Source organism: Pseudomonas sp. 3-2 (genome assembly GCF_019710535.1).
Lineage (GTDB): Bacteria > Pseudomonadota > Gammaproteobacteria > Pseudomonadales > Pseudomonadaceae > Aquipseudomonas > Aquipseudomonas pharyngis.
The window spans coordinates 5,707,218-5,729,584 of record NZ_CP081200.1 but is presented as its reverse complement, the minus strand read 5'-3'; the positions used below and the strand labels follow the sequence as shown (position 1 = coordinate 5,729,584).

Genomic DNA, 22,367 nt, shown 5'->3' with positions numbered 1-22,367 from the left:
AAATTATATGATTCAGACTCAATCCATGCTCGATGTGGCCGATAACAGCGGCGCTCGCCGTGTTATGTGCATCAAGGTGCTGGGTGGCTCCCATCGTCGTTACGCTGGTATCGGTGACATCATCAAAGTTACCGTGAAGGAAGCAATTCCTCGCGGTAAGGTGAAAAAAGGCCAAGTGATGACTGCTGTTGTAGTCCGCACTCGTCACGGCGTACGTCGTGCTGATGGCTCCATTATCCGCTTTGATGGCAACGCTGCTGTTCTTCTGAACAACAAGCAAGAGCCGATCGGCACCCGTATCTTTGGGCCAGTGACCCGTGAACTTCGTACCGAGAAGTTCATGAAGATCGTCTCGCTCGCCCCAGAAGTGCTGTAAGGAGATCCGACATGCAAAAGATTCGTCGTGACGACGAGATCATCGTGATCGCCGGCAAAGACAAAGGTAAGCGCGGTAAGGTGCTGAAGGTTCTTGCTGACAACCGTCTGGTTGTTGGTGGTCTGAACCTGGTCAAGCGTCATACCAAGCCTAACCCGATGTCGGGCGTACAGGGCGGTATCGTCGAGAAAGAAGCGCCACTGCACGCTTCCAACGTCGCCATCTTCAACGGCGAAACCAACAAGGCTGACCGCGTTGGTTTCAAAGTAGAAGATGGTAAGAAAATTCGTGTCTTCAAGTCGACCCAAAAAGCGGTTGATGCTTGAACACTGCTAGGTAGAAGACCATGGCACGACTAAAAGAGATTTACCGGAAGGAAATCGCTCCGAAACTTAAGGAAGAACTTAAGCTTTCGAACGTGATGGAAGTTCCGCGCGTTACCAAGATCACCCTGAACATGGGTCTGGGCGAAGCGATCGGCGACAAAAAAGTCATCGAGCACGCTGTTGCTGACCTGGAAAAGATCACCGGCCAGAAAGTCGTTGTGACCTACGCTCGCAAATCCATCGCTGGCTTTAAAGTCCGTGAAGGTTGGCCGATCGGCGTCAAAGTGACCCTGCGCCGTGAGCGTATGTACGAGTTCCTGGATCGTCTGCTGTCGATCTCCCTGCCTCGGGTTCGCGACTTCCGCGGCCTGAATGCCAAGTCCTTTGATGGTCGTGGCAACTACAGCATGGGCGTGAAAGAGCAGATCATTTTCCCGGAAATCGACTACGACAAGATCGATGCTCTCCGCGGTCTGGACATTACCCTGACCACCACTGCTAAGAACGATGACGAAGGCCGCGCTCTGCTGCGTGCTTTCAAATTCCCGTTCCGCAACTGATTGGAGTAGGAAAATGGCCAAGAAGAGCATGAAAAACCGTGAGCTGAAACGTCAGCTCACCGTTGCCAAATACGCCGTCAAGCGTGCAGCGCTGAAAGCTATCATCGTCGATCTGAACGCAAGTCCAGAAGCGCGTTGGGAAGCTACCGTAGCTCTGCAGAAGCAACCGCGTGACGCAAGCGCTTCGCGCATGCGTAACCGTTGCCGTCTGACCGGTCGTCCGCACGGCGTTTACCGCAAGTTCGGCCTCGGCCGTAACAAACTGCGTGAAGCGGCAATGCGTGGTGACGTACCAGGTCTGGTTAAAGCCAGCTGGTAATTGCTGTCAAAGCCTTGATGGTCGGGGTCGCAAGAACCTGACCATCGGTGGCCTTGAACTTGAATCAAGCCCCTTTTGGGGCTTGATTCATTTCTGGGGTGTGTCTAGAATGACCGGCTCGCCTGAGCCCGTGTTTTTTACGCCCGGAATTCCTCGGCGACAAGTAGTAGCCGCAAGGCTAATTTTTCTGTATTAGGAGCGTCTAGCCCATGAGTATGCAGGACCCGTTAGCGGACATGCTAACTCGAATCCGTAATGCCCAGATGGCTGAAAAGTCCGTCGTAAGCATGCCGTCTTCCACGTTGAAGGTGGCTGTAGCAAAAGTCCTGAAGGACGAAGGTTACATCGCGGGTTATCAGATCAGCAGCGAAACCAAGCCGCTGCTGTCCATCGAGCTGAAATACTTCGAAGGCCGTCCGGTCATCGAGGAAGTGAAGCGCGTTAGCCGTCCAGGCCTGCGTCAGTACAAGTCCGTCGAAGATCTGCCAAAAGTACGTGGCGGCCTCGGTGTGTCTATCGTCTCCACCAACAAAGGTGTGATGACTGATCGTGCTGCGCGCGCTGCCGGTGTCGGCGGCGAAGTTCTTTGCACTGTGTTCTAAGGGGGGATAAGCATGTCTCGCGTCGCTAAGAACCCCGTTAAGCTGCCAGCCGGTGTCGAAGTAAAATTCGCAGGCCAACAGCTTTCGGTGAAGGGTGCCAAGGGTACTCTTGAACTGAACGTCCATTCGTCCGTTGAAGTCGTTGAAGAAGCCGGTGAGCTGCGTTTTGCTGCTCGCAATGGCGATCAACAGACTCGCGCAATGGCCGGTACCACTCGTGCGTTGGTAAACAACATGGTCCAGGGCGTAAGCCAAGGCTTCGAGCGCAAGCTCCAGCTGGTCGGTGTTGGTTACAAAGCGCAAGCAAAAGGTCAGGTGCTGAACCTGGCTCTTGGCTTCTCGCACCCAGTGGATTACGAACTGCCGGAAGGCATCACCGCTGAGACTCCTAGCCAGACCGATATCCTGATCAAGGGCATCGACAAGCAGCTGGTAGGTCAAGTGGCCGCCGAGATCCGCGACTTCCGTCCACCAGAGCCGTACAAAGGCAAAGGTGTGCGCTACGCGGACGAAGTCGTCCGTCGTAAAGAAGCCAAGAAGAAGTAGGGCATAGCAAATGACCGACAAAAAAGTTACTCGACTGCGTCGCGCTCGCAAAGCACGCCTGAAAATGCACGAACTCGAAGTCGTGCGTCTCTGCGTGTTCCGCTCTTCGCAGCACATCTACGCCCAGGTCATTTCGGCCGACGGCAACAAAGTCCTGGCAAGCGCCTCGACTTTGGATAAAGAACTGCGTGATGGCGCCACTGGCAACATCGACGCGGCCACTAAGGTTGGCCAGCTGGTCGCTACGCGTGCTAAGGCCGCTGGCGTCTCGCAGGTGGCTTTCGACCGCTCTGGCTTCAAGTACCACGGCCGCGTTAAAGCGCTGGCTGATGCTGCTCGTGAAGCTGGGCTGGAGTTCTAAGTTATGTCAAATAACGACCAAAAGCGCGACGAAGGCTACATCGAGAAGCTGGTTCAAGTTAACCGCGTAGCCAAAACCGTTAAAGGCGGCCGTATCTTCACTTTCACCGCGTTGACCGTGGTTGGTGATGGTAAAGGGCGTGTTGGCTTCGGCCGTGGCAAGTCGCGTGAAGTGCCTGCTGCGATCCAGAAGGCAATGGAAGCTGCTCGCCGCAACATGATCCAGGTTGATCTGAACGGCACCACTCTGCAGTACGCAATGAAGTCCGCTCACGGCGCTTCGAAGGTGTACATGCAGCCTGCTTCTGAAGGTACCGGTATCATCGCTGGCGGCGCTATGCGTGCTGTCCTCGAAGTTGCTGGCGTTCAGAACGTTCTGGCCAAGTGCTACGGCTCGACTAACCCGGTAAACGTGGTTCACGCCACTTTCAAGGGTCTGAAAGCTATGCAATCTCCTGAGTCCATCGCTGCCAAGCGCGGCCTGACTGTCAAGGAGATCTTCTGATCATGGCTACCGTTAAAGTAACGCTGATCAAAAGCATGACCGGCCGCATCCCTAACCACAAACTGTGCGTGAAGGGTCTGGGTCTGCGTCGCATCGGTCACACTGTAGAAGTCCAGGATACTCCCGAGAATCGCGGGATGATCAACAAGGCTTACTACATGCTGCGTGTCGAGGGTTAATCGATGAAACTCAATGATCTGAGTCCAGCGCCGGGTTCCCGTCGCGAAAAGCATCGTCCGGGCCGTGGTATCGGTAGTGGTTTGGGTAAGACTGGTGGCCGTGGTCACAAAGGTCAGACTTCCCGCTCCGGTGGCACCATCGCTCCAGGCTTTGAAGGCGGTCAACAGCCGCTGCATCGTCGCCTGCCGAAGTTCGGTTTCGTTTCCCTGAAAGCCATGGACCGCGCAGAAGTGCGTCTGTCCGAGCTGGCTAAAGTGGAAGGCGACATCGTCACCGTGCAGTCCCTGAAAGATGCCAACGTGATCAACGTCAACGTACAGCGTGTGAAAATCATGCTGTCCGGTGAAGTGACTCGCGCTGTCACTATCGGCAAGGGAATCGGCGCCACCAAAGGTGCGCGTGCGGCTATCGAAGCAGCTGGCGGCAAGTTCGAGGAATAAATGGCTAAGCAAGGTGCTCTCTCTGCGCTCGGCAAAGGCGGTATGTCTGAACTTTGGGCTCGTCTGCGTTTTCTGTTCCTGGCGATTATCGTCTACCGAATAGGCGCACACATCCCGGTTCCAGGTATCAACCCGGACCGACTCGCAGACCTGTTTCGACAGAATGAGGGGACCATTCTTAGCTTGTTCAACATGTTTTCCGGCGGCGCGCTGGAGCGGATGAGCATCTTTGCACTGGGGATCATGCCGTACATTTCGGCATCGATCATCATGCAACTGATGACCGCCGTCAGCCCGCAGCTGGAGCAGTTGAAGAAGGAAGGTGAAGCTGGCCGTCGCAAGATCAGCCAGTACACCCGCTACGGCACCGTCGTCCTCGCTCTCGTTCAGGCCATTGGCATGTCCATTGGTCTGGCGGGGCAGGGCGTTGCGTTCACTGGTGACTTTGGCTTCCATTTCGTCGCGGTCTCCACGTTTGTGGCTGGCGCGATGTTCATGATGTGGCTGGGTGAGCAGATTACTGAGCGTGGTGTAGGCAACGGTATCTCGATGTTGATTTTTTCGGGTATCGTCGCCGGTCTTCCGAGAGCAATCGGGCAGTCTTTCGAGTCTGCGCGTCAGGGCGATATCAATATCTTCGCCTTGGTTGCCATCGGTTTGCTGGCAGTAGCGATTATCGGTTTCGTGGTGTTCATTGAGCGTGGTCAGCGTCGTATCGCTGTTCACTACGCCAAGCGTCAGCAGGGCCGCAAGGTTTTTGCTGCGCAGACAAGCCACTTGCCGCTGAAGGTGAACATGGCCGGTGTTATTCCGGCTATTTTCGCGAGCAGCATTTTGCTGTTCCCGGCTTCGTTGGGTGCCTGGTTTGGTCAGTCTGAAGGTATGGGCTGGTTGCAGGACATCTCGCAGTCGATCGCTCCTGGTCAGCCGTTGAATATTCTGCTGTTTAGTGCAGGGATTATTTTCTTCTGCTTCTTCTATACGGCGTTGATGTTCAATCCGAAAGACGTAGCGGAAAACCTGAAGAAGTCCGGTGCCTTTATTCCGGGCATCCGTCCAGGTGAGCAGTCCGCACGCTATATTGATGGCGTTCTGACTCGCTTGACCATGTTCGGTGCTCTTTACATGACGGCCGTGTGCTTGTTGCCCCAGTTCCTGGTGGTTGCAGCAAACGTTCCGTTCTACCTTGGCGGGACCTCGTTGCTGATCGTGGTCGTGGTTGTGATGGACTTCATGTCCCAAGTACAATCGCACCTCGTTTCGCACCAGTACGAATCCCTGATGAAGAAAGCCAACCTGAAGGGTTACGGCAGCGGCATGTTGCGCTGAGTACCCATAAGGTTCGAGGAGTTGGTGATGAAAGTTCGTGCATCGGTGAAAAAGCTGTGCCGTAACTGCAAGATTATTCGCCGCGAAGGTGTTGTTCGAGTAATTTGCAGCGCGGAACCGCGTCACAAACAGCGCCAAGGCTGAGTGTGATTGTGCTTCAAGCCCGGTAGCTAGTGCGCTACCGGGTTGATTATTTGTTATTACAGCGATATTATCTCGCGCCCTATTTCTTGGCTTCCGGGGCGTAGGTAGCTGTCAATTGGAGTCCCACTGAATGGCCCGTATTGCAGGCGTTAACATTCCAGATAACAAGCATACTGTTATCTCGCTGACCTACATCTATGGTGTTGGTCGCACTACTGCACAGAAGATCTGTGCAGAGACTGGGGTAAACCCAGCCGCAAAGATCAAGGATCTGAGCGACGAGCAGATTGAACAGCTGCGTGGCGAAGTGGCGAAGTTCACCACTGAAGGTGACCTGCGTCGCGAAATCAACATGAAAATCAAGCGCTTGATGGACCTCGGTTGCTATCGCGGTCTGCGTCATCGTCGTGGTCTGCCAGTACGCGGTCAGCGTACCAAGACCAACGCGCGTACCCGTAAAGGTCCGCGTAAGCCGATCCGCAAGTAATCGCCCCAGCGAATCGACAGGAATTTAATCATGGCAAAACCTGCTGCTCGTCCTCGTAAAAAAGTTAAAAAGACAGTGGTTGATGGCATCGCCCACATCCATGCCTCTTTTAACAACACCATCGTGACCATCACCGACCGTCAAGGTAACGCTCTTTCCTGGGCTACCTCCGGTGGTTCGGGTTTCCGCGGTTCCCGCAAGTCCACCCCGTTCGCTGCTCAAGTAGCTGCTGAGCGTGCTGGTCAAGCTGCGCTGGAATACGGCCTGAAAAACCTCGACGTGAACGTCAAGGGCCCAGGTCCAGGTCGTGAATCCGCAGTCCGCGCTTTGAACGGCTGTGGCTACAAGATCGCCAGCATCACCGACGTGACGCCAATCCCGCACAACGGGTGCCGTCCGCCGAAGAAGCGCCGCGTGTAATCCAGGAGATTGTAAAGAATGGCTCGTTACATTGGTCCAAAATGCAAACTCGCTCGTCGCGAAGGCACCGATCTCTTCCTGAAGAGCGGCGTGCGCGCGATCGAATCGAAGTGCAACATTGAAGCAGCACCTGGTATCCACGGCCAACGCCGCGGTCGCCAGTCCGATTACGGCACCCAACTGCGCGAAAAGCAGAAGGTCCGTCGTATTTACGGCGTTCTCGAGCGTCAGTTCAGCGGCTACTACAAAGCTGCTGCCAGCAAGAAAGGTGCAACTGGTGAAAACCTGCTGCAACTGCTCGAATGCCGTCTGGACAACGTTGTATACCGTATGGGCTTCGGTTCGACTCGTGCCGAATCCCGTCAGCTGGTATCGCACAAGTCGATCAGCGTTAACGGCCAGACCGTAAACGTTCCGTCCTACCAGGTTCGTGCTGGTGACGTGGTTGCTGTTCGCGAGAAGGCAAAGAACCAACTTCGCATTGTCCAAGCTCTCGAGCTGTGCGCCCAACGTGGTCGCGTAGAATGGGTAGAGGTAGATGCTGAGAAGAAGTCGGGCGTTTTCAAGAACGTTCCTGCTCGCAGTGATCTGTCCGCCGACATCAACGAAAGCCTGATTGTCGAGCTCTACTCCAAGTAAGTAAGGGCTAGAAAATAGGTGCATCCATGCAGATTTCGGTAAATGAGTTCCTGACACCCCGCCACATTGATGTGCAGGTTGTCAGTCCAACCCGCGCCAAGATCACTCTCGAGCCTCTCGAGCGTGGTTTTGGCCACACCCTGGGCAACGCGCTGCGCCGCATCCTGTTGTCCTCAATGCCCGGCTGCGCAGTAGTCGAGGCCGAGATTGACGGTGTGCTCCACGAGTACAGCGCCATCGAAGGTGTACAGGAAGACGTAATTGAAATCCTGTTGAACCTTAAAGGTCTGGCCATCAAGCTGCACGGTCGTGACGAAGTTACGCTGACCTTGTCGAAGAAGGGTTCGGGGGTGGTTACCGCTGCCGATATTCAGCTGGATCATGATGTCGAGATCGTTAATCCCGATCACGTAATCGCTAACCTGGCGTCTAACGGCGCCCTGAACATGAAGCTCACCGTAGCTCGTGGTCGTGGTTATGAACCAGCCGACTCGCGTCAGAGCGATGAAGACGAAAGCCGTAGCATCGGTCGCTTGCAGCTTGACTCTTCGTTCAGCCCGGTTCGCCGTATCGCATACGTGGTGGAAAACGCCCGTGTCGAGCAGCGTACCAACCTGGACAAGCTGGTTATTGATCTGGAAACCAACGGTACCCTGGATCCTGAAGAGGCTATCCGCCGCGCTGCAACCATCCTGCAACAGCAGTTGGCTGCGTTCGTCGACCTCAAAGGTGACAGTGAGCCAGTGGTTGTCGAGCAGGAAGACGAGATCGATCCGATCCTGCTTCGCCCGGTTGACGATCTGGAACTGACTGTACGTTCGGCTAACTGCCTTAAGGCGGAAAACATCTACTACATCGGCGACCTGATTCAGCGTACCGAAGTAGAGCTGTTGAAGACTCCGAACCTGGGCAAGAAATCCTTGACTGAAATCAAGGACGTTCTGGCCTCCCGCGGTCTGTCCCTCGGCATGCGCCTCGACAACTGGCCGCCTGCAAGTCTTAAGAAGGACGACAAGGCGACTGCCTGATCGTCGTAATCACCGAACGTAGTGTTTGGTAAGGAATGAACCATGCGTCATCGTAAAAGTGGGCGTCACCTGAGCCGCACCAGCTCGCACCGCAAGGCCATGTTCCAAAACATGGCGGTGTCGCTGTTCGAGCACGAGCTGATCAAAACTACTCTGCCAAAAGCCAAAGAACTGCGCCGCGTTGCCGAGCCGCTGATCACTCTGGCCAAGACAGACAGCGTTGCTAACCGTCGTCTGGCTTTCGACCGTACTCGTTCGAAAGCTATCGTTGGTAAGCTCTTCAACGACCTGGGCAAGCGTTACGCTACCCGTGAGGGTGGCTACCTGCGCATCCTCAAGTGCGGTTTCCGCGCTGGCGACAACGCGCCTATGGCGTACGTCGAACTGGTTGATCGTGCTGTCGGCGGTGAAGCTGTATCCGCTGAGTAAGACGTCAGTCTGAAACAAAGAACCGGGCCGAGTGCCCGGTTTTTTGTGCCTGTAAGAAATGCGCTGTTCGTACAAGCTTCTACCCTGTTTGGGTCTGCACTATGTGTGCGGATTGATCGTTAGTTTTTATCTATTGATGACCATAAGTTAATGAATTTGTGGCTGTCATATTGATGATCGATACTCCCCAACAAGCCGATTAGCCGGCAGTTCAAGACCGATAGAGGATGAAGATCGCATGAGCCAGAACAAGACGCTTACGACCGCCAGTGGCGCACCTGTCGCCGACAACCAGAACTCTCGCTCCGCTGGCCCTCGTGGCCCGTTGCTGCTCGATGACTTCCACTTGATCGAGAAGCTCGCCCACTTCAACCGGGAAAACATTCCTGAGCGTCGTGTACACGCCAAGGGGTCGGGTGCCTACGGCACTTTTACCGTCACCCGTGACATTACTCAGTACACCAGCGCCAAACTGTTTTCTGCCGTCGGCAAGCAAACCCCGACATTCCTGCGCTTCTCCACTGTAGGTGGCGAGCGTGGCTCGGCTGACACCGAGCGCGATCCACGTGGCTTCGCTCTCAAGTTCTATACCGAAGAAGGCAACTGGGACATCGTTGGCAACAATACGCCCGTGTTCTTCATTCGTGATCCACTGAAATTCCCTGACTTTATCCACACCCAGAAACGCCTGCCGCAAAGCAACCTGAAAAGCGCGCAGATGATGTGGGACTTCTGGTCGCATTCGCCTGAAGCGCTGCACCAGGTCACGATTCTGTTCTCTGATCGCGGTATTCCGGACGGATATCGCCATATGCACGGTTTCGGCAGTCACACCTACAGCCTGATCAGTGCTCAGGGCGAGCGTCACTGGGTGAAGTGGCACTACAAGACCAAGCAAGGGATCAAGAACCTTGCGCCGGCAGACGCTGCACGCCTGGCGGGCACTGATCCGGATTACGCACAGCGTGACCTGTTCGAAGCCATCGAGCGTGGTGACTTCCCGAAATGGAGCGTATGCATCCAGATCATGACCGAAGCCCAAGCCGCTGCGCACTATGAGAACCCGTTCGACGTGACCAAGACCTGGTCGCAAAAGGAGTTTCCACTGATCGAAGTGGGTGAGCTGGAACTGAACCGTAACCCGCTCAACTACTTTGCCGAAGTCGAGCAAGCCGCGTTCGGCCCGAGCAACATGGTGCCTGGCGTAGGTCTGTCGCCAGATCGCATGCTGCAAGGTCGGGTATTCGCGTACGCCGATGCCCACCGCTATCGCGTAGGTACCAATCACCAGCAACTGCCAGTGAACGCTCCGCGTAGCCCGGTGAATACTTACCAGCGTGATGGTTCGATGGCTTTTGGCAGCAATGGTGGCGCAGCGCCTAACTACGAGCCGAACAGCTACGTGGAGTCGCCGAAACAAGCGCCGCACTACGCCGAGCCTGCACTGGCCCTGAGCGGCGCGGCTGATCGTTACGATCACCGTGAAGACACTGACTACTACAGTCACGCCGGTGCGCTGTTCCGCTTGATGAGTGACGAACAGAAAGCGCTGCTGGTCAGCAACATCGCCGGGGCGATGGCGGGGGTGTCGAGTGACGTCGTCGATCGTCAGCTGCAGCATTTCTACACGGCCGATCCGGCGTACGGAGAAGCAATCGCAAAGCTGCTCAACGTACAGCTTAACGAAGTCTAAACGAGAAGCAGAACCGCCCTCATTTGGGCGGTTTTTGCGTTATTTAGGCTGCTTTTCTCGGAATATCTTCGCTTTTATTGCGCTAAGTGAGTGACCTTCCAGTCAGGTTGGTTCAAACTACAGACTTTCAAGCAGGGAGATGTAGGGCGATGCAAGGCCACCCAGACGTTATCGATTACCTCAACACGTTGCTGACCGGCGAACTGGCCGCGCGTGACCAATATTTCGTTCACTCGCGGATGTATGAGGACTGGGGATTCACCAAGCTCTACGAACGAATCAACCACGAGATGGAAGAAGAGGCCGGTCATGCCGATGCGCTGATGCGCCGGATTCTGATGCTTGAAGGCACCCCGCGCATGCGCCCGGATGATCTGGATGTCGGCACTACCGTGCAAACCATGCTCGAAGCGGATCTGCGCCTGGAGTACAAGGTGCGCGCCGCGCTGTGCAAGGGCATCGAACTGTGCGAACAGCACGGCGACTATGTCAGCCGCGAGATCCTTCGGGTTCAGCTCAATGACACCGAGGAAGATCACACCTACTGGCTGGAAAAGCAGCTCGGCCTGATCAAGCTGATCGGTATCCAGAACTACCTGCAGTCCCACGCGTCCTGATTGCAATTGATACAAAAAAAGCCCTTGTCACTGACGAAGTGACAGGGGCTTTTTCATGCCCGGTAATCAGGCCCGATCGCGAATCAACAGCGGCTTGAGATAGTGACCGGTGTGAGATTGCTTCATCTCGGCCACTTCCTCCGGCGTACCGGTGGCGATGATCTGTCCACCTTTCGAACCACCCTCGGGGCCAAGATCCACCAGCCAGTCGGCCGTCTTGATCACGTCGAGGTTGTGCTCGATCACCACCACGGTGTTGCCGTGGTCGCGCAGGCGATGCAGTACGTCGAGCAGTTGCTGGATATCCGCGAAGTGCAGACCGGTGGTCGGCTCATCGAGGATGTACAGGGTTTTGCCGGTATCGCGCTTGGACAGTTCGCGGGACAACTTGACCCGTTGGGCCTCACCACCAGACAGCGTCGTGGCCGACTGCCCGAGCTTGATGTACGACAGGCCCACATCCATCAGCGTTTGCAGCTTGCGCGCCAGCGCCGGCACCGCGTCGAAGAACTCCCGCGCTTCCTCGATAGTCATCTCGAGGGTTTCGTGGATGCTCTTGCCCTTGTATTTGATCTCCAGGGTTTCGCGGTTGTAGCGCTTGCTCTTGCACACGTCACACGGGACGTAGATGTCCGGCAGGAAGTGCATTTCCACCTTGATCAGACCGTCGCCCTGGCAGGCCTCGCAACGCCCGCCCTTGACGTTGAACGAGAAACGCCCCGGCCCGTAACCACGGGAGCGGGACTCGGGCACGCCGGCGAAGAGTTCGCGAATCGGCGTGAACAGGCCGGTGTAGGTCGCCGGGTTGGAGCGCGGCGTGCGGCCGATCGGGCTCTGGTCAATGTCGACGACCTTGTCCAGATGTTCCAGGCCCTTGATGCTGTCGTGGGCTGCCGCTTCCAGGGTAGTCGCGCCATTGAGTGCCGTGGCACTCAGCGGGAATAGCGTGTTGTTGATCAGCGTCGATTTGCCGGAGCCGGAGACGCCGGTCACGCAGGTCAGCAGGCCGATCGGGATTTCAAGGTCGACGTTGCGCAGGTTGTTGCCCCGCGCGCCCTTGAGCGACAGCACCTGTTTCTTGTTGCGCGGCGTGCGCTTGGCCGGCACCTCGATCTTGACCCGGCCCGACAGGTATTTACCGGTCAACGAATCCGGGTGCGCCATGACCTCGTCCGGCGTGCCTTCAGCGACGATCTGCCCACCATGAACACCGGCGCCCGGGCCGATATCCACTACGTAGTCGGCCAGTCGAATCGCGTCTTCGTCGTGTTCGACCACAATCACCGTGTTGCCGATGTCGCGCAGGTGCTTGAGGGTGCCGAGCAGCCGATCGTTGTCGCGCTGGTGCAGACCAATCGACGGCTCATCGAGGATGTACAGAACACCCACAAGGCCCGCGCCGATCTGGCTGGCCAGACGAATCCGCTGCGCTTCACCGCCAGACAAAGTGTCGGCACTGCGATCCAGCGACAGGTAGTCGAGACCGACGTTAACCAGAAACTGCAGGCGCTCGCGGATTTCCTTGAGAATCTTGTCGGCGATCTCGCCACGGCGGCCGGTCATCTTCAGCGCCCCGAAGTAATCGCAGGCGTCACCGATCGGCAGGTTGGTCACCGCCGGCAGGGTTTTCTCGCCGACCCACACATGCCGCGCTTCGCGACGCAGGCGGGTGCCACGGCAATCCGGGCACGACTGGGTGCTGAGGAACTTCGCCAGTTCTTCACGCACGCTGGCCGATTCGGTTTCGCGGTAGCGGCGCTCAAGGTTCGGCACGATGCCTTCGAACGGGTGCGAGCGTTTGACGATGTCGCCCCGGTCGTTGAGGTATTTGAAATCGACGTTCTGCGAACCGCTGCCGTGCAGGATGAACTTCTGCTGATCGGCCGGCAGCTCGTTGAACGGCTGCTCCAGACTGAAGCCGTAATGCGCGGCCAGTGAGCCGAGCATCTGGAAGTAATAGACGTTGCGCCTGTCCCAGCCACGGATCGCGCCTTCGGCCAGGGTCAAATCACCGTTGACCAGTCGCTTGATGTCGAAAAACTGCTTCACCCCCAGACCATCGCAGGTCGGGCAGGCGCCGGCCGGGTTGTTGAAGGAAAACAGCTTGGGTTCCAGCTCGCTGATCGCGTGGCCGCAGACCGGGCAGGCGAAGCGCGCAGAGAAGATCATCTCTTCGCCCGGCTCGTCGTCCATCGAGGCCACCAAAGCGATGCCGTCGGCCAGCTTCAGCGCGGTTTCGAAGGATTCGGCCAGACGCTGCTGCAGGTCGGCGCGAACCTTGAAGCGGTCGACCACCACTTCAATCGTATGCTTCTTCTGTTTATCCAGCTTCGGCAGTTCGTCCAGCTCGCAGAGCCGGCCGTTGACCCGGGCCCGGACGAAGCCCTGGGCACGCAGTTCTTCGAACACCGACAGGTGCTCGCCCTTGCGCTCGCGGATCACCGGCGCCAGCAGCATCAGCTTGCTGCCTTCCGGCTGAGCCAGCACCAGGTCGACCATCTGGCTGACGGTCTGCGCTTCCAGCGGAATGTCGTGATCCGGGCAGCGTGGCGTCCCGACGCGCGCATAAAGCAGACGCAGGTAGTCGTAGATTTCGGTGATGGTGCCGACCGTGGAGCGCGGGTTGTGCGAGGTCGACTTCTGTTCGATGGAGATCGCCGGCGACAGGCCTTCGATGGTGTCGACGTCGGGCTTCTCCATCATCGACAGGAACTGTCGGGCATAGGCCGACAGGGATTCGACATAGCGGCGCTGACCTTCGGCGTACAGCGTGTCGAAAGCCAGGGAAGACTTGCCGGATCCGGACAGGCCGGTGATGACGATCAGTTTGTCCCGTGGCAGGGTCAGGTCGATGTTCTTCAGGTTGTGGGTACGGGCCCCACGAATCAGGATCTTGTCCAAAATGGCCTCGCTCGGCGGGCGTCGAAAACACAGGAGTATACGGCCAAATACTGGATGGATGCACACTATCAAGTGAAGGGTTTTTTGCCTTACATGAAGAGAGTTTCATCTGTACGCGTCAAAGCGTCGCGATATACCCCGTCTCTCGATGGGACTGGTAGAATCGCCGCCGGTTCACACGAGGTTTTTCCATGCACGATCCCCACAGCGAACGCATGAGTGGCAGCGAGACCCGCGCGGCGAGCGGTCTGGCCCTGGTGTTCGCCTTCCGTATGCTTGGCATGTTCATGGTGTTGCCGGTACTGGCGACCTACGGCATGGATCTGGCGGGAGCGACCCCGGCCCTGATCGGGCTGGCGATCGGCGCTTACGGCCTGACCCAGGCGATTTTCCAGATTCCGTTCGGGATCATTTCCGACCGCATCGGTCGGCGTCCGGTGATTTACCTGGGGCTGATCGTCTTTGCCCTCGGCAGCGTGCTGGCGGCTCAGGCCGATTCGATCTGGGGCGTGATTGCCGGGCGGATCCTGCAGGGCGCCGGGGCGATTTCGGCGGCAGTCATGGCCCTGCTCTCCGACCTGACCCGCGAACAGCACCGCACCAAAGCCATGGCCATGATCGGCATGACCATCGGCCTGTCGTTCGCCGTGGCCATGGTGGTCGGCCCGCTGCTGACCCGTGCGTTCGGCCTGTCCGGCCTGTTTCTCGCCACCGGCGGCATGGCCCTGGTCGGGATCGTGATCGTGATGTTCATGGTGCCGAAGTCCACCGGGCCGCTGAGCCACCGCGAATCCGGCGTTGCACGCCAGGCGTTGATGCCGACGCTCAAGCACCCGGACCTGCTGCGGCTGGACCTGGGCATTTTTGTGTTACATGCGATGTTGATGTCGAGCTTCGTCGCACTGCCCCTGGCGCTGGTCGAAAAGGCCGGTCTGCCCAAGGAGCAGCACTGGTGGGTGTACCTCACCGCACTGCTGATTTCCTTCTTCGCCATGATTCCGTTCATCATCTACGGCGAGAAGAGACGCAAAATGAAACGAGTTTTGCTCGGCGCCGTGATGACGCTGATGCTCACTGAGCTATTCTTCTGGCAGTTCGGTGACAGCCTGCGGGCTCTGGTGATCGGGACGGTGGTGTTCTTCACCGCGTTCAATCTGCTGGAAGCTTCGCTGCCGTCGCTGATCAGCAAGGTTTCACCGGCAGGTGGCAAAGGCACGGCCATGGGCGTGTACTCCACCAGTCAGTTCCTCGGTTCGGCACTCGGCGGGATTCTCGGCGGCTGGATGTTCCAGCATGGCGGTCTGTCGGTTGTGTTCCTCGGATGTGCCGGGCTGGCTGCACTTTGGCTGGCCATTGCTGTTACCATGCGCGAACCTCCCTACGTGACGAGCCTGCGCCTGCCGCTGTCGCCCGAAGCGATCCGCGAAGCGGGTCTGGTCGAGCGTCTCAAGGCCCTCGTAGGGGTAACTGATGCAGTGATAGTCGCTGATGAAGCGGCGATCTACATCAAACTGGACACCGAATTAATGGATCGCACCACTCTCGAACGCCTGGTGAACAACCCGGCGCAGACTGCGTGCGAAGCCTAGGAGAACGTTATGGCCCGTGGGGTTAACAAAGTCATTCTGGTCGGTACTTGCGGCCAGGATCCCGAAGTACGCTACCTGCCCAACGGTAACGCCGTGACCAACCTGAGTCTGGCGACCAGCGAGCAGTGGACCGACAAGCAGACCGGTCAGAAGGTCGAGAAGACCGAGTGGCACCGCGTATCGATGTTCGGCAAGGTTGCCGAAATCGCCGGCGAATACCTGCGCAAGGGTTCGCAGGTCTACATCGAAGGCAAGCTGCAGACCCGTGAGTGGGAAAAAGACGGTATCAAGCGTTACACCACCGAGATCGTGGTCGACATGCAGGGCACCATGCAACTGCTCGGCGGCCGTCCACAACAGGGCGACCAACAAGGCGGTGGCAACAACTACCAGCAGCAGGCGCCACGCCAGCAGGCTCCGCGTCCGCAGCAGTCGGCACCTCAGCAGCGTTCGGCCCCGGCTCCACAGCAGGCCGCACCGCAGCCGGCTCCGGATTTCGACAGCTTCGATGACGATATTCCGTTCTGATTCGCTGCTGAATTCGCGCTGAATAAAAAAGGCCCGTCGCTGAACACGACGGGCCTTTTTCATGCCCGCAGGTTTTTCAGTCAAGAATCAAATGCGGCAAAAACCGGCTCGAATCCTTGGTGATCAGGCTGTTGTCTTCGCGCACGCCAATCCCGGCCGCCTGGTCGCCGATCACCCAGGAACCGATCAGCGTGTAGCTGTCGTCGAACTTCGGCAAAGGGGCAAGTTCCTGCAGGATGAAGGGCGCATCGGTGTAGGGCCCATCCTCTTTGACGATCAGGCCTTCAGCGGTCTGTAACTCGATGTTGGCGCCTTCCCGAGAGAAGTACGGTTTACGCACCCAGCCCTTGGGCACCGCGCTGCCCGGATTCGGGTCGAGGTGCGCGGCGAGCAGATTCGGGTGGCCCTTGTGAAACTCCCATAGCAGGGGCAGGGCGCCCTTGTTGGAAAGAATCGACTTCCACGCCGGTTCGAAAAACTGGGTGTCGCATTCGGCGATCGCCGCGCCGAACGGTTCGTGGAAGATGAACTCCCAGGCGTGCAGCTTGAACAGGTGCGGGATCCAGCGATCTTCGAGATCCACGAAACGACCGTCAGCGCTCAGGCCGATGTCTTCGATGTCGATGTGCCGCGATTCGATGCCGACCTTCTCTGCGATCAGCCGCAGGTAATCCGTGGTGCCCTTGTCTTCGACCGAGTCTTTCATCGAGGCGAAGTAAAACGGCCGCTTCAGTTTCAGTTGAGCAAAGGCCTCGTGCAGCCGGGTGTCGATGCTGTTGAACTGGTCCGCATGGCGCGGCAGCATCCCGCGCTCGATGCATTGCTCCAGCCAGCCCCACTGAAACGCCGCCGCTTCATAAAGGCTGGTGGGCGTGTCGTAGTTGAGTTCGAGCAGCTTCGCCGGGCCCTTGCCGCTGTAGGAGAAGTCCATACGCCCGTACAGATGCGGATGACCTTCCAGCCAGGACGTTCGGATCATGTCGTAGTACGACGCCGGAATGCTCAGGCGATCCAGCAGTTCTTCGCTGTGCACGACGCGGTCGACCAGGTCCATGCACATCTCGTGCAGTTCAGTGGTCGGATCCTCCAGATCGTTTTCGATCTGTGCGAGCGTGAACTGGTAGTAGGCGCGCTCGTCCCAGTACGGCTCGTCGTCGATGGTGTGAAACAGAAAGCCGAGGCTCTCGGCGGTCTGTTTCCAGTCGTGGCGCTCGGCGCAGTGGATCTTCTTCATGGTCAGCTGCTCGAACGGCCCCAGCCGCCCCAACCACTGCGTGCGCTGGACTGGCTGCCGAAGCCGCCACGGGAGGTGGACGCAGCGACGTTGACCGGTTTGCGGTAATCGCTGTCGTAGTCCCGGTGGCTGCGGCTCGGCGCCGATTCGATGCGACGGTTCAGCGTCGAGGTGTCGTAGGTCTGGCGGGTATTGCGCTCACGATAAACCGGCCGCGAGTCGATCGCGCGGTTGTTGCTCATGGCATTGCCGATCAGCCATCCGGTGAGCCAGCCGTTGCCTGCACCGCTGGACGAGTGCGAAGTGCTGGTCTGATTGCTCTGCACGGCGGCCGCGTCGCCGGCGGGCATCTGGGCATTGGCGATCGCATCGAGGTTCTGTGCCGGCTCACCGTCCTGCGGCACTTTGAAGCCACCGAGTTTCGGTACGAAACGGCCGGCGGAATTTTTCTGACACCAGTCGGCGGCGAAGTCCGCGTCGCAGGCAGCCTTGTCGTCGTAGGCCGGGGAGATCCGTCGGTGTTCGGCCAGGGCTGCGACGTAGGCGTTCGAGCAGACATCCGGCGCCACTTCGGCGTCGACGCATTGTTCGACGCTCTGGAAGTTGCGTTGCTGCTCCTGGGCGGCCACTTCAGCGGAAATCGCCAGGGCTACCGAAGCGGCCAGCGACAGTTGAACGTACTTGCTTCGTTTCATCTCAGGCTTCCTGCCGATCAGTAGGACGGGGTCATGCACGCGGCGTTGAGCATGCCGACGCTGATCGCCACCGCCGCCACATAGATGCCGGCGGCGATTTCACCGTTAACGATGCGCTGGGACGTGCCTTTGAGCACCAGCCCGGTCGCCAGGAAAGCCAGCAATTGCACCGCGGCCGCGATCACCGCCCAGAGAACGAAGTCGAGGACGTTGATCGAATGAGCGATCACGTTGCTGGCCGGAATCGCGAAGCCGATGATCGCGCCGGACAGTGCGATCGCGGCGGCGTTGTTGCCAGCACGGATCAGCTCGAATTCCTTGTGCGGCGTGATGCGGGTGTAGACGAACTGAAACAGCATGAACAGCAGCACGGCGCCGATCAGGTAGGCGACGAAACCGACCAGCGCGGCTTTGTTCAGGGAGATGGACAACGCTTCCAGCATGGAAAACTTCCTTTTAGATGGTGCTCAAATCAGTGGTGTACAGCGAGATGCCCAGCGAAGTGCTCAGGCTGACGGTGCCTTCTTCGTCCTGCTCGACGGAGAACAGCAAGAGCTCGCGGCGATCGGTCAGGCCGGTCTCCCGGGCGTAGAGCATCGAGTGATGGTTGATGGTGTACGACTCGTCGGGGTTGACCACCTGTTCGGTGAGCGGCACCAGTTCGGTCTGGCCGCGTTCGGTGCCCCATTCACGGGTGTATTCGACACCTTCGTGGCGATAGGTCGGCAGGCCGATCAGGCTGTTCGGTCCGGCCAGGCGCTGCAGTTCGGCGTCACTGTTGACCGTCACATAGCTGACGTAATTGAACAGCGTCACCGATTCGATCTGATCGTCGCCCGTGACATGGATCTGTACCCAGAATTCTTCATCGTTCAGGTAGTAGCGATGCAGTTTGTTCGACTGTCCGAGGTCGATCCAGCCGGCGCTCCAGATGGCCTGGGCGTCGGGAACCCGCACTGAAGTGCTGCCGTCGAGCAACAGGCCGAGGGTCGTGTCGAAGCGGATCGCCTTGCCCTGCGCCAGTCCGAGGGGGCCGCCGGCAGACCCGGACGCCGGCGCGGCCGACTGCCAGTTGCTGGTGCCGAGCAAATCTTTGAACCATCCCATGGGTACATTCCTTGAAGCGGGTGGAGGTATTCGTTTGCAAAAACGCCGCTAGTGTACCGGGCGCGCGGCGAACGAGCAGGCAAAAAAGAAGGGCACCCGGTGCCCTTCTTTACTCCCGCCGCCGTTACTGGGCGGACTTCTGCTTCAGACGCTCGAGGATGGCGTTGGCGCTGCCTTCGTTCGGCGTGATGCCGGCTTCGCGCAGCTTGCGATCCAGGTCGTTGCCGGTCGACGCATCGGCCAGTTCGTCGGCAGCGCTCAGCTCGGCAGCGCGTTGCTGCTGCTTGGCTTGCAGACGGTTCAGGGTGCCGACGGCGGTTTCCAGCTTGCCGTTGGCGCCGCCGCTGGCGATCGAGGCGCTGACCTGAGCCTTCTGCACGCTGTCACGGGCCTTGGCCATGTCCACTTGCTGGCGCAGGCTCTTGATCCGCGCTTCGGCCTTGTTGATGTCCTTGCGCATGTTGTCGGCGTAGGTGCCGAACTCGTCGCTTTGTTTCTTCTCGACGCCCAGGTCGTTGGTCAGGGTCGAGATCGCTTCGGCGACTTCCAGCGCCAGGTCTTCACGGCCGGCGTTCAGGGCGGAAACAGCCTTGGCTTCCAGGTCCCTGATCTTGGCTTCGTATTCGCTCACGCGGTCGGCGGAGAGTTTGTGCTTGGCCATGATGGTGACCAGTTCGCGACGGGCGTTGGACAGCGCGCTGTCGGCGTCACGGATTTCCTGATCGAGGATGCGCAGGGCCTGTTGATCGGCGATCGCTTCGCCGACTTCGTTGGCGCCGCCGCGCAGCGCGGTGAACAACTTGCTCCAGATGGACTGAGTCATTGGATATTCCCTGTTGATTACTTGAAGAAGTGTTCGAAGGCTTCGCTGGCGCGCTGCACGTTGTCGACCAGGGTTTTCACCTCGGTGACCACGTTGGTCAGGCTCGAGTCGGCACTCAGTGCACCGAACATGTTGTAGACGGTCTGGCCGTTGGGCATGGTCTCGATGCCGATCGACGACAGCGGGAACATTTCCCGGCTGCGCAGCACGGCGTCGTTGAAGGCGCGCACGTCGGTGATCGAATCGATGTCCACCAGCACGGTGTCGACGATGATCTGCTGACCGGCGAGGGCGATGTGAATCGGCAGACCGCCGAATTCGTTCATTTCCAGCTTGAGGCTGGGTTCGGAGCTCTGGATCAGAGACAGCGTGATCTCCTGCGAAGCCACCTCGTCCAGCGCCTTGAAAGCGTTGTAGAGGCTATCGATGTTCCAGTTGTTGCCTGCGCTCATGTAATTCTCCGACATGAAAGAGCCAGCCAGAATCGGTTGGCGTAGCTGTTGCTCCATTTGCTTGAGCAAGCTTCGGTTTTCCGGAAGCACCCAAGTTTCGTGTTTCACATAACCGGCGGCAGCCAGGCCCGCGCGCATCTGCTTCATGTAGAAGCTCGACGGTTTTTTCGCGGACGGTGTCGAGCGCACTCCCTTTGGGCTCTCTGACTGGGTGGCAGGGGAGCGGCTTTTCATGGCGATGACTCCGTTATGAACATCTCACGCGTGAGCCACACTACAACCAAATCAAAATGCCATCAATGGCTCACGCGTGAGATTTTCATGACCCACGGAAAAACGCCCGCAACGAGGCGGGCGCAGGTATTTCCAGTTGTATCAGAGCGGGCTCAGCGGCTGGCGGCGAGGAACTCGTCGGTGGACACCACGCTGGCGTAGGCAAAGCCCAGCGCCGACATGAACGCCGCATGCACGTGGGCGGCGGGCACGGTCAGACCGTTGAATTCCAGGTCACGGCTGGCGCAGGCATCGTGGATCACCGTAACGGTGTAACCCAGATCCGCCGCCGCACGGGTGATGCCGTCGACGCACATGTGGCTCATGCTGCCGACCACCACCAGCTCCTTGATGCCTTGTTCGTCGAGGATCGATTGCAGATCGGTTTCGCGGAACGAGTTGACGAAGTGCTTGAGCACCACCGGCTCGTCGGTGCGGTTGAGCACTTTCGGATGCAGTTTCGCGCCTTCGGAGCCCGGGGTGAAAAACGGTGCCTCGGGCGAGGTGAATTCGTGGCGGATATGCACCACCGAATCACCGGCTTCACGGAAGGCCGCGATCAGCCGGGCGGCGTTGTCGGCGGCGGCGTCGGCACCGGCCAGCGGCCACTTGCCTTGGGGGAAGTAGTCGTTCTGGATATCGACTACGATGAGCGCTTGCTTGGCCATGGGTGTGTCCTCGAAGTGTGGGTTGGCGTGGGTTCAGTATTGGCGCTGGCCACGGTTTCGAGGATTGGCCGCACCGACAATACACAGGGGAAAACTGACAATGGGTGCAGAAAGGACCGTCGCGGAACTGGGCGTGCTGATGTATCCCGGGGCGCAAATGGCGGCGGTGCATGGCCTGACCGACCTGTTCGGGGTCGCCAACCGGATCGCCGCCGAACACCAGTCCACACAGCTGCCGCTGCTGCGGATCAGCCACTGGCAGGTCGATGGAGATCGGCCACCGGTACGGGTCCATGACAGTCATCCAGCTGCCGACAACGGTTTGCTGGCGGTGTTGATCCCGCCGTCCATTGCCGGTTTTTCCGCGGCACAGATGCCGGCCGGGCTGCTGCCCTGGCTGCGTGAACAACATGCTCGTGGCGCGACGCTTGGCGGGGTTTGTGTCGGCTCGTGGCTGCTGGCGGAGAGCGGGTTGCTCGATGGTCGCAGCGCTACCACGCACTGGACTTCGGCCAAGGCCTTCGCCGAGTGTTACCCGAAGATCAGGCTCAAGGCCGACACGCCGATTGTCGATGACGGTGACCTGATAACGACGGCGGGGCTGATGGCCTGGTCAGAGCTTGGTTTGCGGCTGGTGGACCGATTGCTCGGGCCGAGCATCGCCAGCAGCACCGCGCGGTTTCTGGTGGTGGAGCACAGCGACAGCGCCAGTGCGTGCGGCAGCAATTTTGCGCCGATTCTCAATCATGGCGACGGGCCGATTCTTCAGGTTCAGCATTGGCTGCAGGGCACCGGCGCGACCGATGTCTCGCTGACGGCAATGGCCGAACGTGCGGGTCTGGAAGAGCGAACATTTCTGCGCCGGTTCCGTGCGGCGACCGGCCTGAAACCCACCGAATACTGCCAGCACCTGCGAGTCGGCAAGGCCCGGGAAATGCTCGAGTTCACCAACGGCACCATCGACCATATTGCGTGGACGGTGGGCTATCAGGATCCGGGAGCCTTTCGCGCGACGTTCAAGAAAATCACCGGGCTGGCGCCGAGTGAATATCGCGCGCGATTCGGCGTGAGTCCGCAGGCGACCGTGGCGAAGTAAT

Annotated in this window: 30 protein-coding genes; 22 read left to right on the top strand and 8 right to left on the bottom strand. The window is 58.5% G+C overall.

Annotated elements, in window-relative coordinates; genetic code table 11:
- Positions 1–7: 7 nt before the first annotated feature.
- The 19 genes from rplN (at position 8) to bfr (ending at position 11,000) form a co-directional block, all read left to right on the top strand.
- The gene (gene rplN / locus K3819_RS26050; protein WP_002555479.1) at positions 8–376 is read left to right on the top strand and encodes a 50S ribosomal protein L14; all 369 of its coding nucleotides are present in this window, start codon (positions 8–10) and stop codon (positions 374–376) included.
- Between the two features lie 11 nt (positions 377–387).
- On the top strand, positions 388–702 hold the full coding sequence (rplX, locus tag K3819_RS26045) for a 50S ribosomal protein L24 (protein ID WP_003186046.1): 315 nt from the start codon (positions 388–390) through the stop codon (positions 700–702).
- 20 nt (positions 703–722) lie between these two features.
- Positions 723–1,262 (top strand): 50S ribosomal protein L5, encoded by a 540-nt coding sequence (gene rplE, locus K3819_RS26040; RefSeq protein WP_003210069.1) that lies wholly within the window; start codon positions 723–725, stop codon positions 1,260–1,262.
- A gap of 13 nt (positions 1,263–1,275) precedes the next feature.
- Positions 1,276–1,581 carry a 30S ribosomal protein S14 gene (gene rpsN, locus K3819_RS26035; protein ID WP_007955639.1) on the top strand — a complete coding sequence of 102 codons (306 nt, stop codon included), beginning with the start codon at positions 1,276–1,278 and terminating at the stop codon, positions 1,579–1,581.
- A gap of 209 nt (positions 1,582–1,790) precedes the next feature.
- Entirely contained in the window at positions 1,791–2,183 is a 393-nt protein-coding gene (gene rpsH / locus K3819_RS26030) for a 30S ribosomal protein S8 (protein ID WP_003228724.1), read from the top strand.
- A 12-nt stretch (positions 2,184–2,195) separates the two neighbouring features.
- Positions 2,196–2,729, top strand: a complete 534-nt coding sequence (gene rplF / locus K3819_RS26025) for a 50S ribosomal protein L6 (RefSeq protein WP_011336170.1) — start codon at positions 2,196–2,198, stop codon at positions 2,727–2,729.
- Positions 2,730–2,739: 10 nt separating this feature from the next.
- On the top strand, positions 2,740–3,090 hold the full coding sequence (rplR, locus tag K3819_RS26020; RefSeq protein ID WP_003186037.1) for a 50S ribosomal protein L18: 351 nt from the start codon (positions 2,740–2,742) through the stop codon (positions 3,088–3,090).
- 3 nt (positions 3,091–3,093) lie between these two features.
- The gene (rpsE, locus tag K3819_RS26015; protein WP_003176409.1) at positions 3,094–3,594 is read left to right on the top strand and encodes a 30S ribosomal protein S5; all 501 of its coding nucleotides are present in this window, start codon (positions 3,094–3,096) and stop codon (positions 3,592–3,594) included.
- A 2-nt stretch (positions 3,595–3,596) separates the two neighbouring features.
- Positions 3,597–3,773: a 50S ribosomal protein L30 gene (gene rpmD / locus K3819_RS26010; RefSeq protein WP_003176408.1), complete on the top strand. Its 177-nt coding sequence runs from the start codon at positions 3,597–3,599 to the stop codon at positions 3,771–3,773.
- Positions 3,774–3,776: 3 nt separating this feature from the next.
- The gene (rplO, locus tag K3819_RS26005; RefSeq protein WP_003228720.1) at positions 3,777–4,214 is read left to right on the top strand and encodes a 50S ribosomal protein L15; all 438 of its coding nucleotides are present in this window, start codon (positions 3,777–3,779) and stop codon (positions 4,212–4,214) included.
- The gene (gene secY, locus K3819_RS26000) at positions 4,215–5,543 is read left to right on the top strand and encodes a preprotein translocase subunit SecY (RefSeq protein ID WP_003228718.1); all 1,329 of its coding nucleotides are present in this window, start codon (positions 4,215–4,217) and stop codon (positions 5,541–5,543) included.
- Positions 5,544–5,570: 27 nt separating this feature from the next.
- Positions 5,571–5,687, top strand: a complete 117-nt coding sequence (gene rpmJ / locus K3819_RS25995) for a 50S ribosomal protein L36 (protein WP_002555468.1) — start codon at positions 5,571–5,573, stop codon at positions 5,685–5,687.
- A gap of 130 nt (positions 5,688–5,817) precedes the next feature.
- Positions 5,818–6,174: a 30S ribosomal protein S13 gene (rpsM, locus tag K3819_RS25990; protein ID WP_009045849.1), complete on the top strand. Its 357-nt coding sequence runs from the start codon at positions 5,818–5,820 to the stop codon at positions 6,172–6,174.
- 30 nt (positions 6,175–6,204) lie between these two features.
- Positions 6,205–6,594 carry a 30S ribosomal protein S11 gene (rpsK, locus tag K3819_RS25985; RefSeq protein WP_002555466.1) on the top strand — a complete coding sequence of 130 codons (390 nt, stop codon included), beginning with the start codon at positions 6,205–6,207 and terminating at the stop codon, positions 6,592–6,594.
- An 18-nt stretch (positions 6,595–6,612) separates the two neighbouring features.
- Positions 6,613–7,233, top strand: coding sequence for a 30S ribosomal protein S4 (gene rpsD, locus K3819_RS25980; RefSeq protein ID WP_011336168.1), 621 nt, complete (start codon positions 6,613–6,615; stop codon positions 7,231–7,233).
- Between the two features lie 26 nt (positions 7,234–7,259).
- Complete coding sequence (locus tag K3819_RS25975) at positions 7,260–8,261, top strand: DNA-directed RNA polymerase subunit alpha (protein ID WP_003186012.1); 1,002 nt, start codon at positions 7,260–7,262, stop codon at positions 8,259–8,261.
- Between the two features lie 42 nt (positions 8,262–8,303).
- Entirely contained in the window at positions 8,304–8,690 is a 387-nt protein-coding gene (gene rplQ, locus K3819_RS25970; RefSeq protein ID WP_007955635.1) for a 50S ribosomal protein L17, read from the top strand.
- A 238-nt stretch (positions 8,691–8,928) separates the two neighbouring features.
- On the top strand, positions 8,929–10,383 hold the full coding sequence (locus K3819_RS25965; protein ID WP_221398197.1) for a catalase: 1,455 nt from the start codon (positions 8,929–8,931) through the stop codon (positions 10,381–10,383).
- Positions 10,384–10,532: 149 nt separating this feature from the next.
- A complete protein-coding gene (gene bfr, locus K3819_RS25960; RefSeq protein ID WP_064382244.1) occupies positions 10,533–11,000 on the top strand; it encodes a bacterioferritin in 468 nt (155 codons plus the stop codon).
- Between the two features lie 66 nt (positions 11,001–11,066).
- Here the strand turns inward: bfr and uvrA are convergent, their stop codons facing one another.
- Entirely contained in the window at positions 11,067–13,901 is a 2,835-nt protein-coding gene (gene uvrA / locus K3819_RS25955) for an excinuclease ABC subunit UvrA (RefSeq protein WP_221398196.1), read from the bottom strand.
- A gap of 191 nt (positions 13,902–14,092) precedes the next feature.
- Between uvrA and K3819_RS25950 the strand changes: the two genes are divergently transcribed.
- On the top strand, positions 14,093–15,490 hold the full coding sequence (locus tag K3819_RS25950) for an MFS transporter (RefSeq protein WP_085613348.1): 1,398 nt from the start codon (positions 14,093–14,095) through the stop codon (positions 15,488–15,490).
- Positions 15,491–15,499: 9 nt separating this feature from the next.
- Positions 15,500–16,018, top strand: a complete 519-nt coding sequence (locus K3819_RS25945) for a single-stranded DNA-binding protein (protein ID WP_003228709.1) — start codon at positions 15,500–15,502, stop codon at positions 16,016–16,018.
- 76 nt (positions 16,019–16,094) lie between these two features.
- Here K3819_RS25945 and K3819_RS25940 read toward each other — a convergent pair whose 3' ends face one another.
- The 7 genes from K3819_RS25940 to K3819_RS25910 form a co-directional block, all read right to left on the bottom strand.
- Positions 16,095–17,252 (bottom strand): glutathionylspermidine synthase family protein, encoded by a 1,158-nt coding sequence (locus K3819_RS25940; RefSeq protein WP_085613349.1) that lies wholly within the window; start codon positions 17,250–17,252, stop codon positions 16,095–16,097.
- A 2-nt stretch (positions 17,253–17,254) separates the two neighbouring features.
- Positions 17,255–17,947: a DUF1190 domain-containing protein gene (locus K3819_RS25935; RefSeq protein ID WP_221398195.1), complete on the bottom strand. Its 693-nt coding sequence runs from the start codon at positions 17,945–17,947 to the stop codon at positions 17,255–17,257.
- Positions 17,948–17,964: 17 nt separating this feature from the next.
- A complete protein-coding gene (locus K3819_RS25930; RefSeq protein WP_221398194.1) occupies positions 17,965–18,390 on the bottom strand; it encodes a DUF350 domain-containing protein in 426 nt (141 codons plus the stop codon).
- Positions 18,391–18,403: 13 nt separating this feature from the next.
- Positions 18,404–19,054, bottom strand: coding sequence for a DUF2491 family protein (locus K3819_RS25925; RefSeq protein WP_064599773.1), 651 nt, complete (start codon positions 19,052–19,054; stop codon positions 18,404–18,406).
- A gap of 124 nt (positions 19,055–19,178) precedes the next feature.
- Positions 19,179–19,877, bottom strand: a complete 699-nt coding sequence (locus K3819_RS25920; protein WP_064599771.1) for a PspA/IM30 family protein — start codon at positions 19,875–19,877, stop codon at positions 19,179–19,181.
- A 17-nt stretch (positions 19,878–19,894) separates the two neighbouring features.
- Positions 19,895–20,563, bottom strand: a complete 669-nt coding sequence (locus K3819_RS25915; protein ID WP_039771966.1) for a YjfI family protein — start codon at positions 20,561–20,563, stop codon at positions 19,895–19,897.
- A 152-nt stretch (positions 20,564–20,715) separates the two neighbouring features.
- On the bottom strand, positions 20,716–21,270 hold the full coding sequence (locus K3819_RS25910) for a cysteine hydrolase family protein (RefSeq protein WP_221398193.1): 555 nt from the start codon (positions 21,268–21,270) through the stop codon (positions 20,716–20,718).
- Between the two features lie 100 nt (positions 21,271–21,370).
- On the opposite strand from K3819_RS25910, the gene K3819_RS25905 reads away from it, so the two are divergent.
- Complete coding sequence (locus K3819_RS25905; RefSeq protein WP_085613351.1) at positions 21,371–22,366, top strand: GlxA family transcriptional regulator; 996 nt, start codon at positions 21,371–21,373, stop codon at positions 22,364–22,366.
- The last annotated feature ends 1 nt before the right edge of the window (position 22,367 follow it).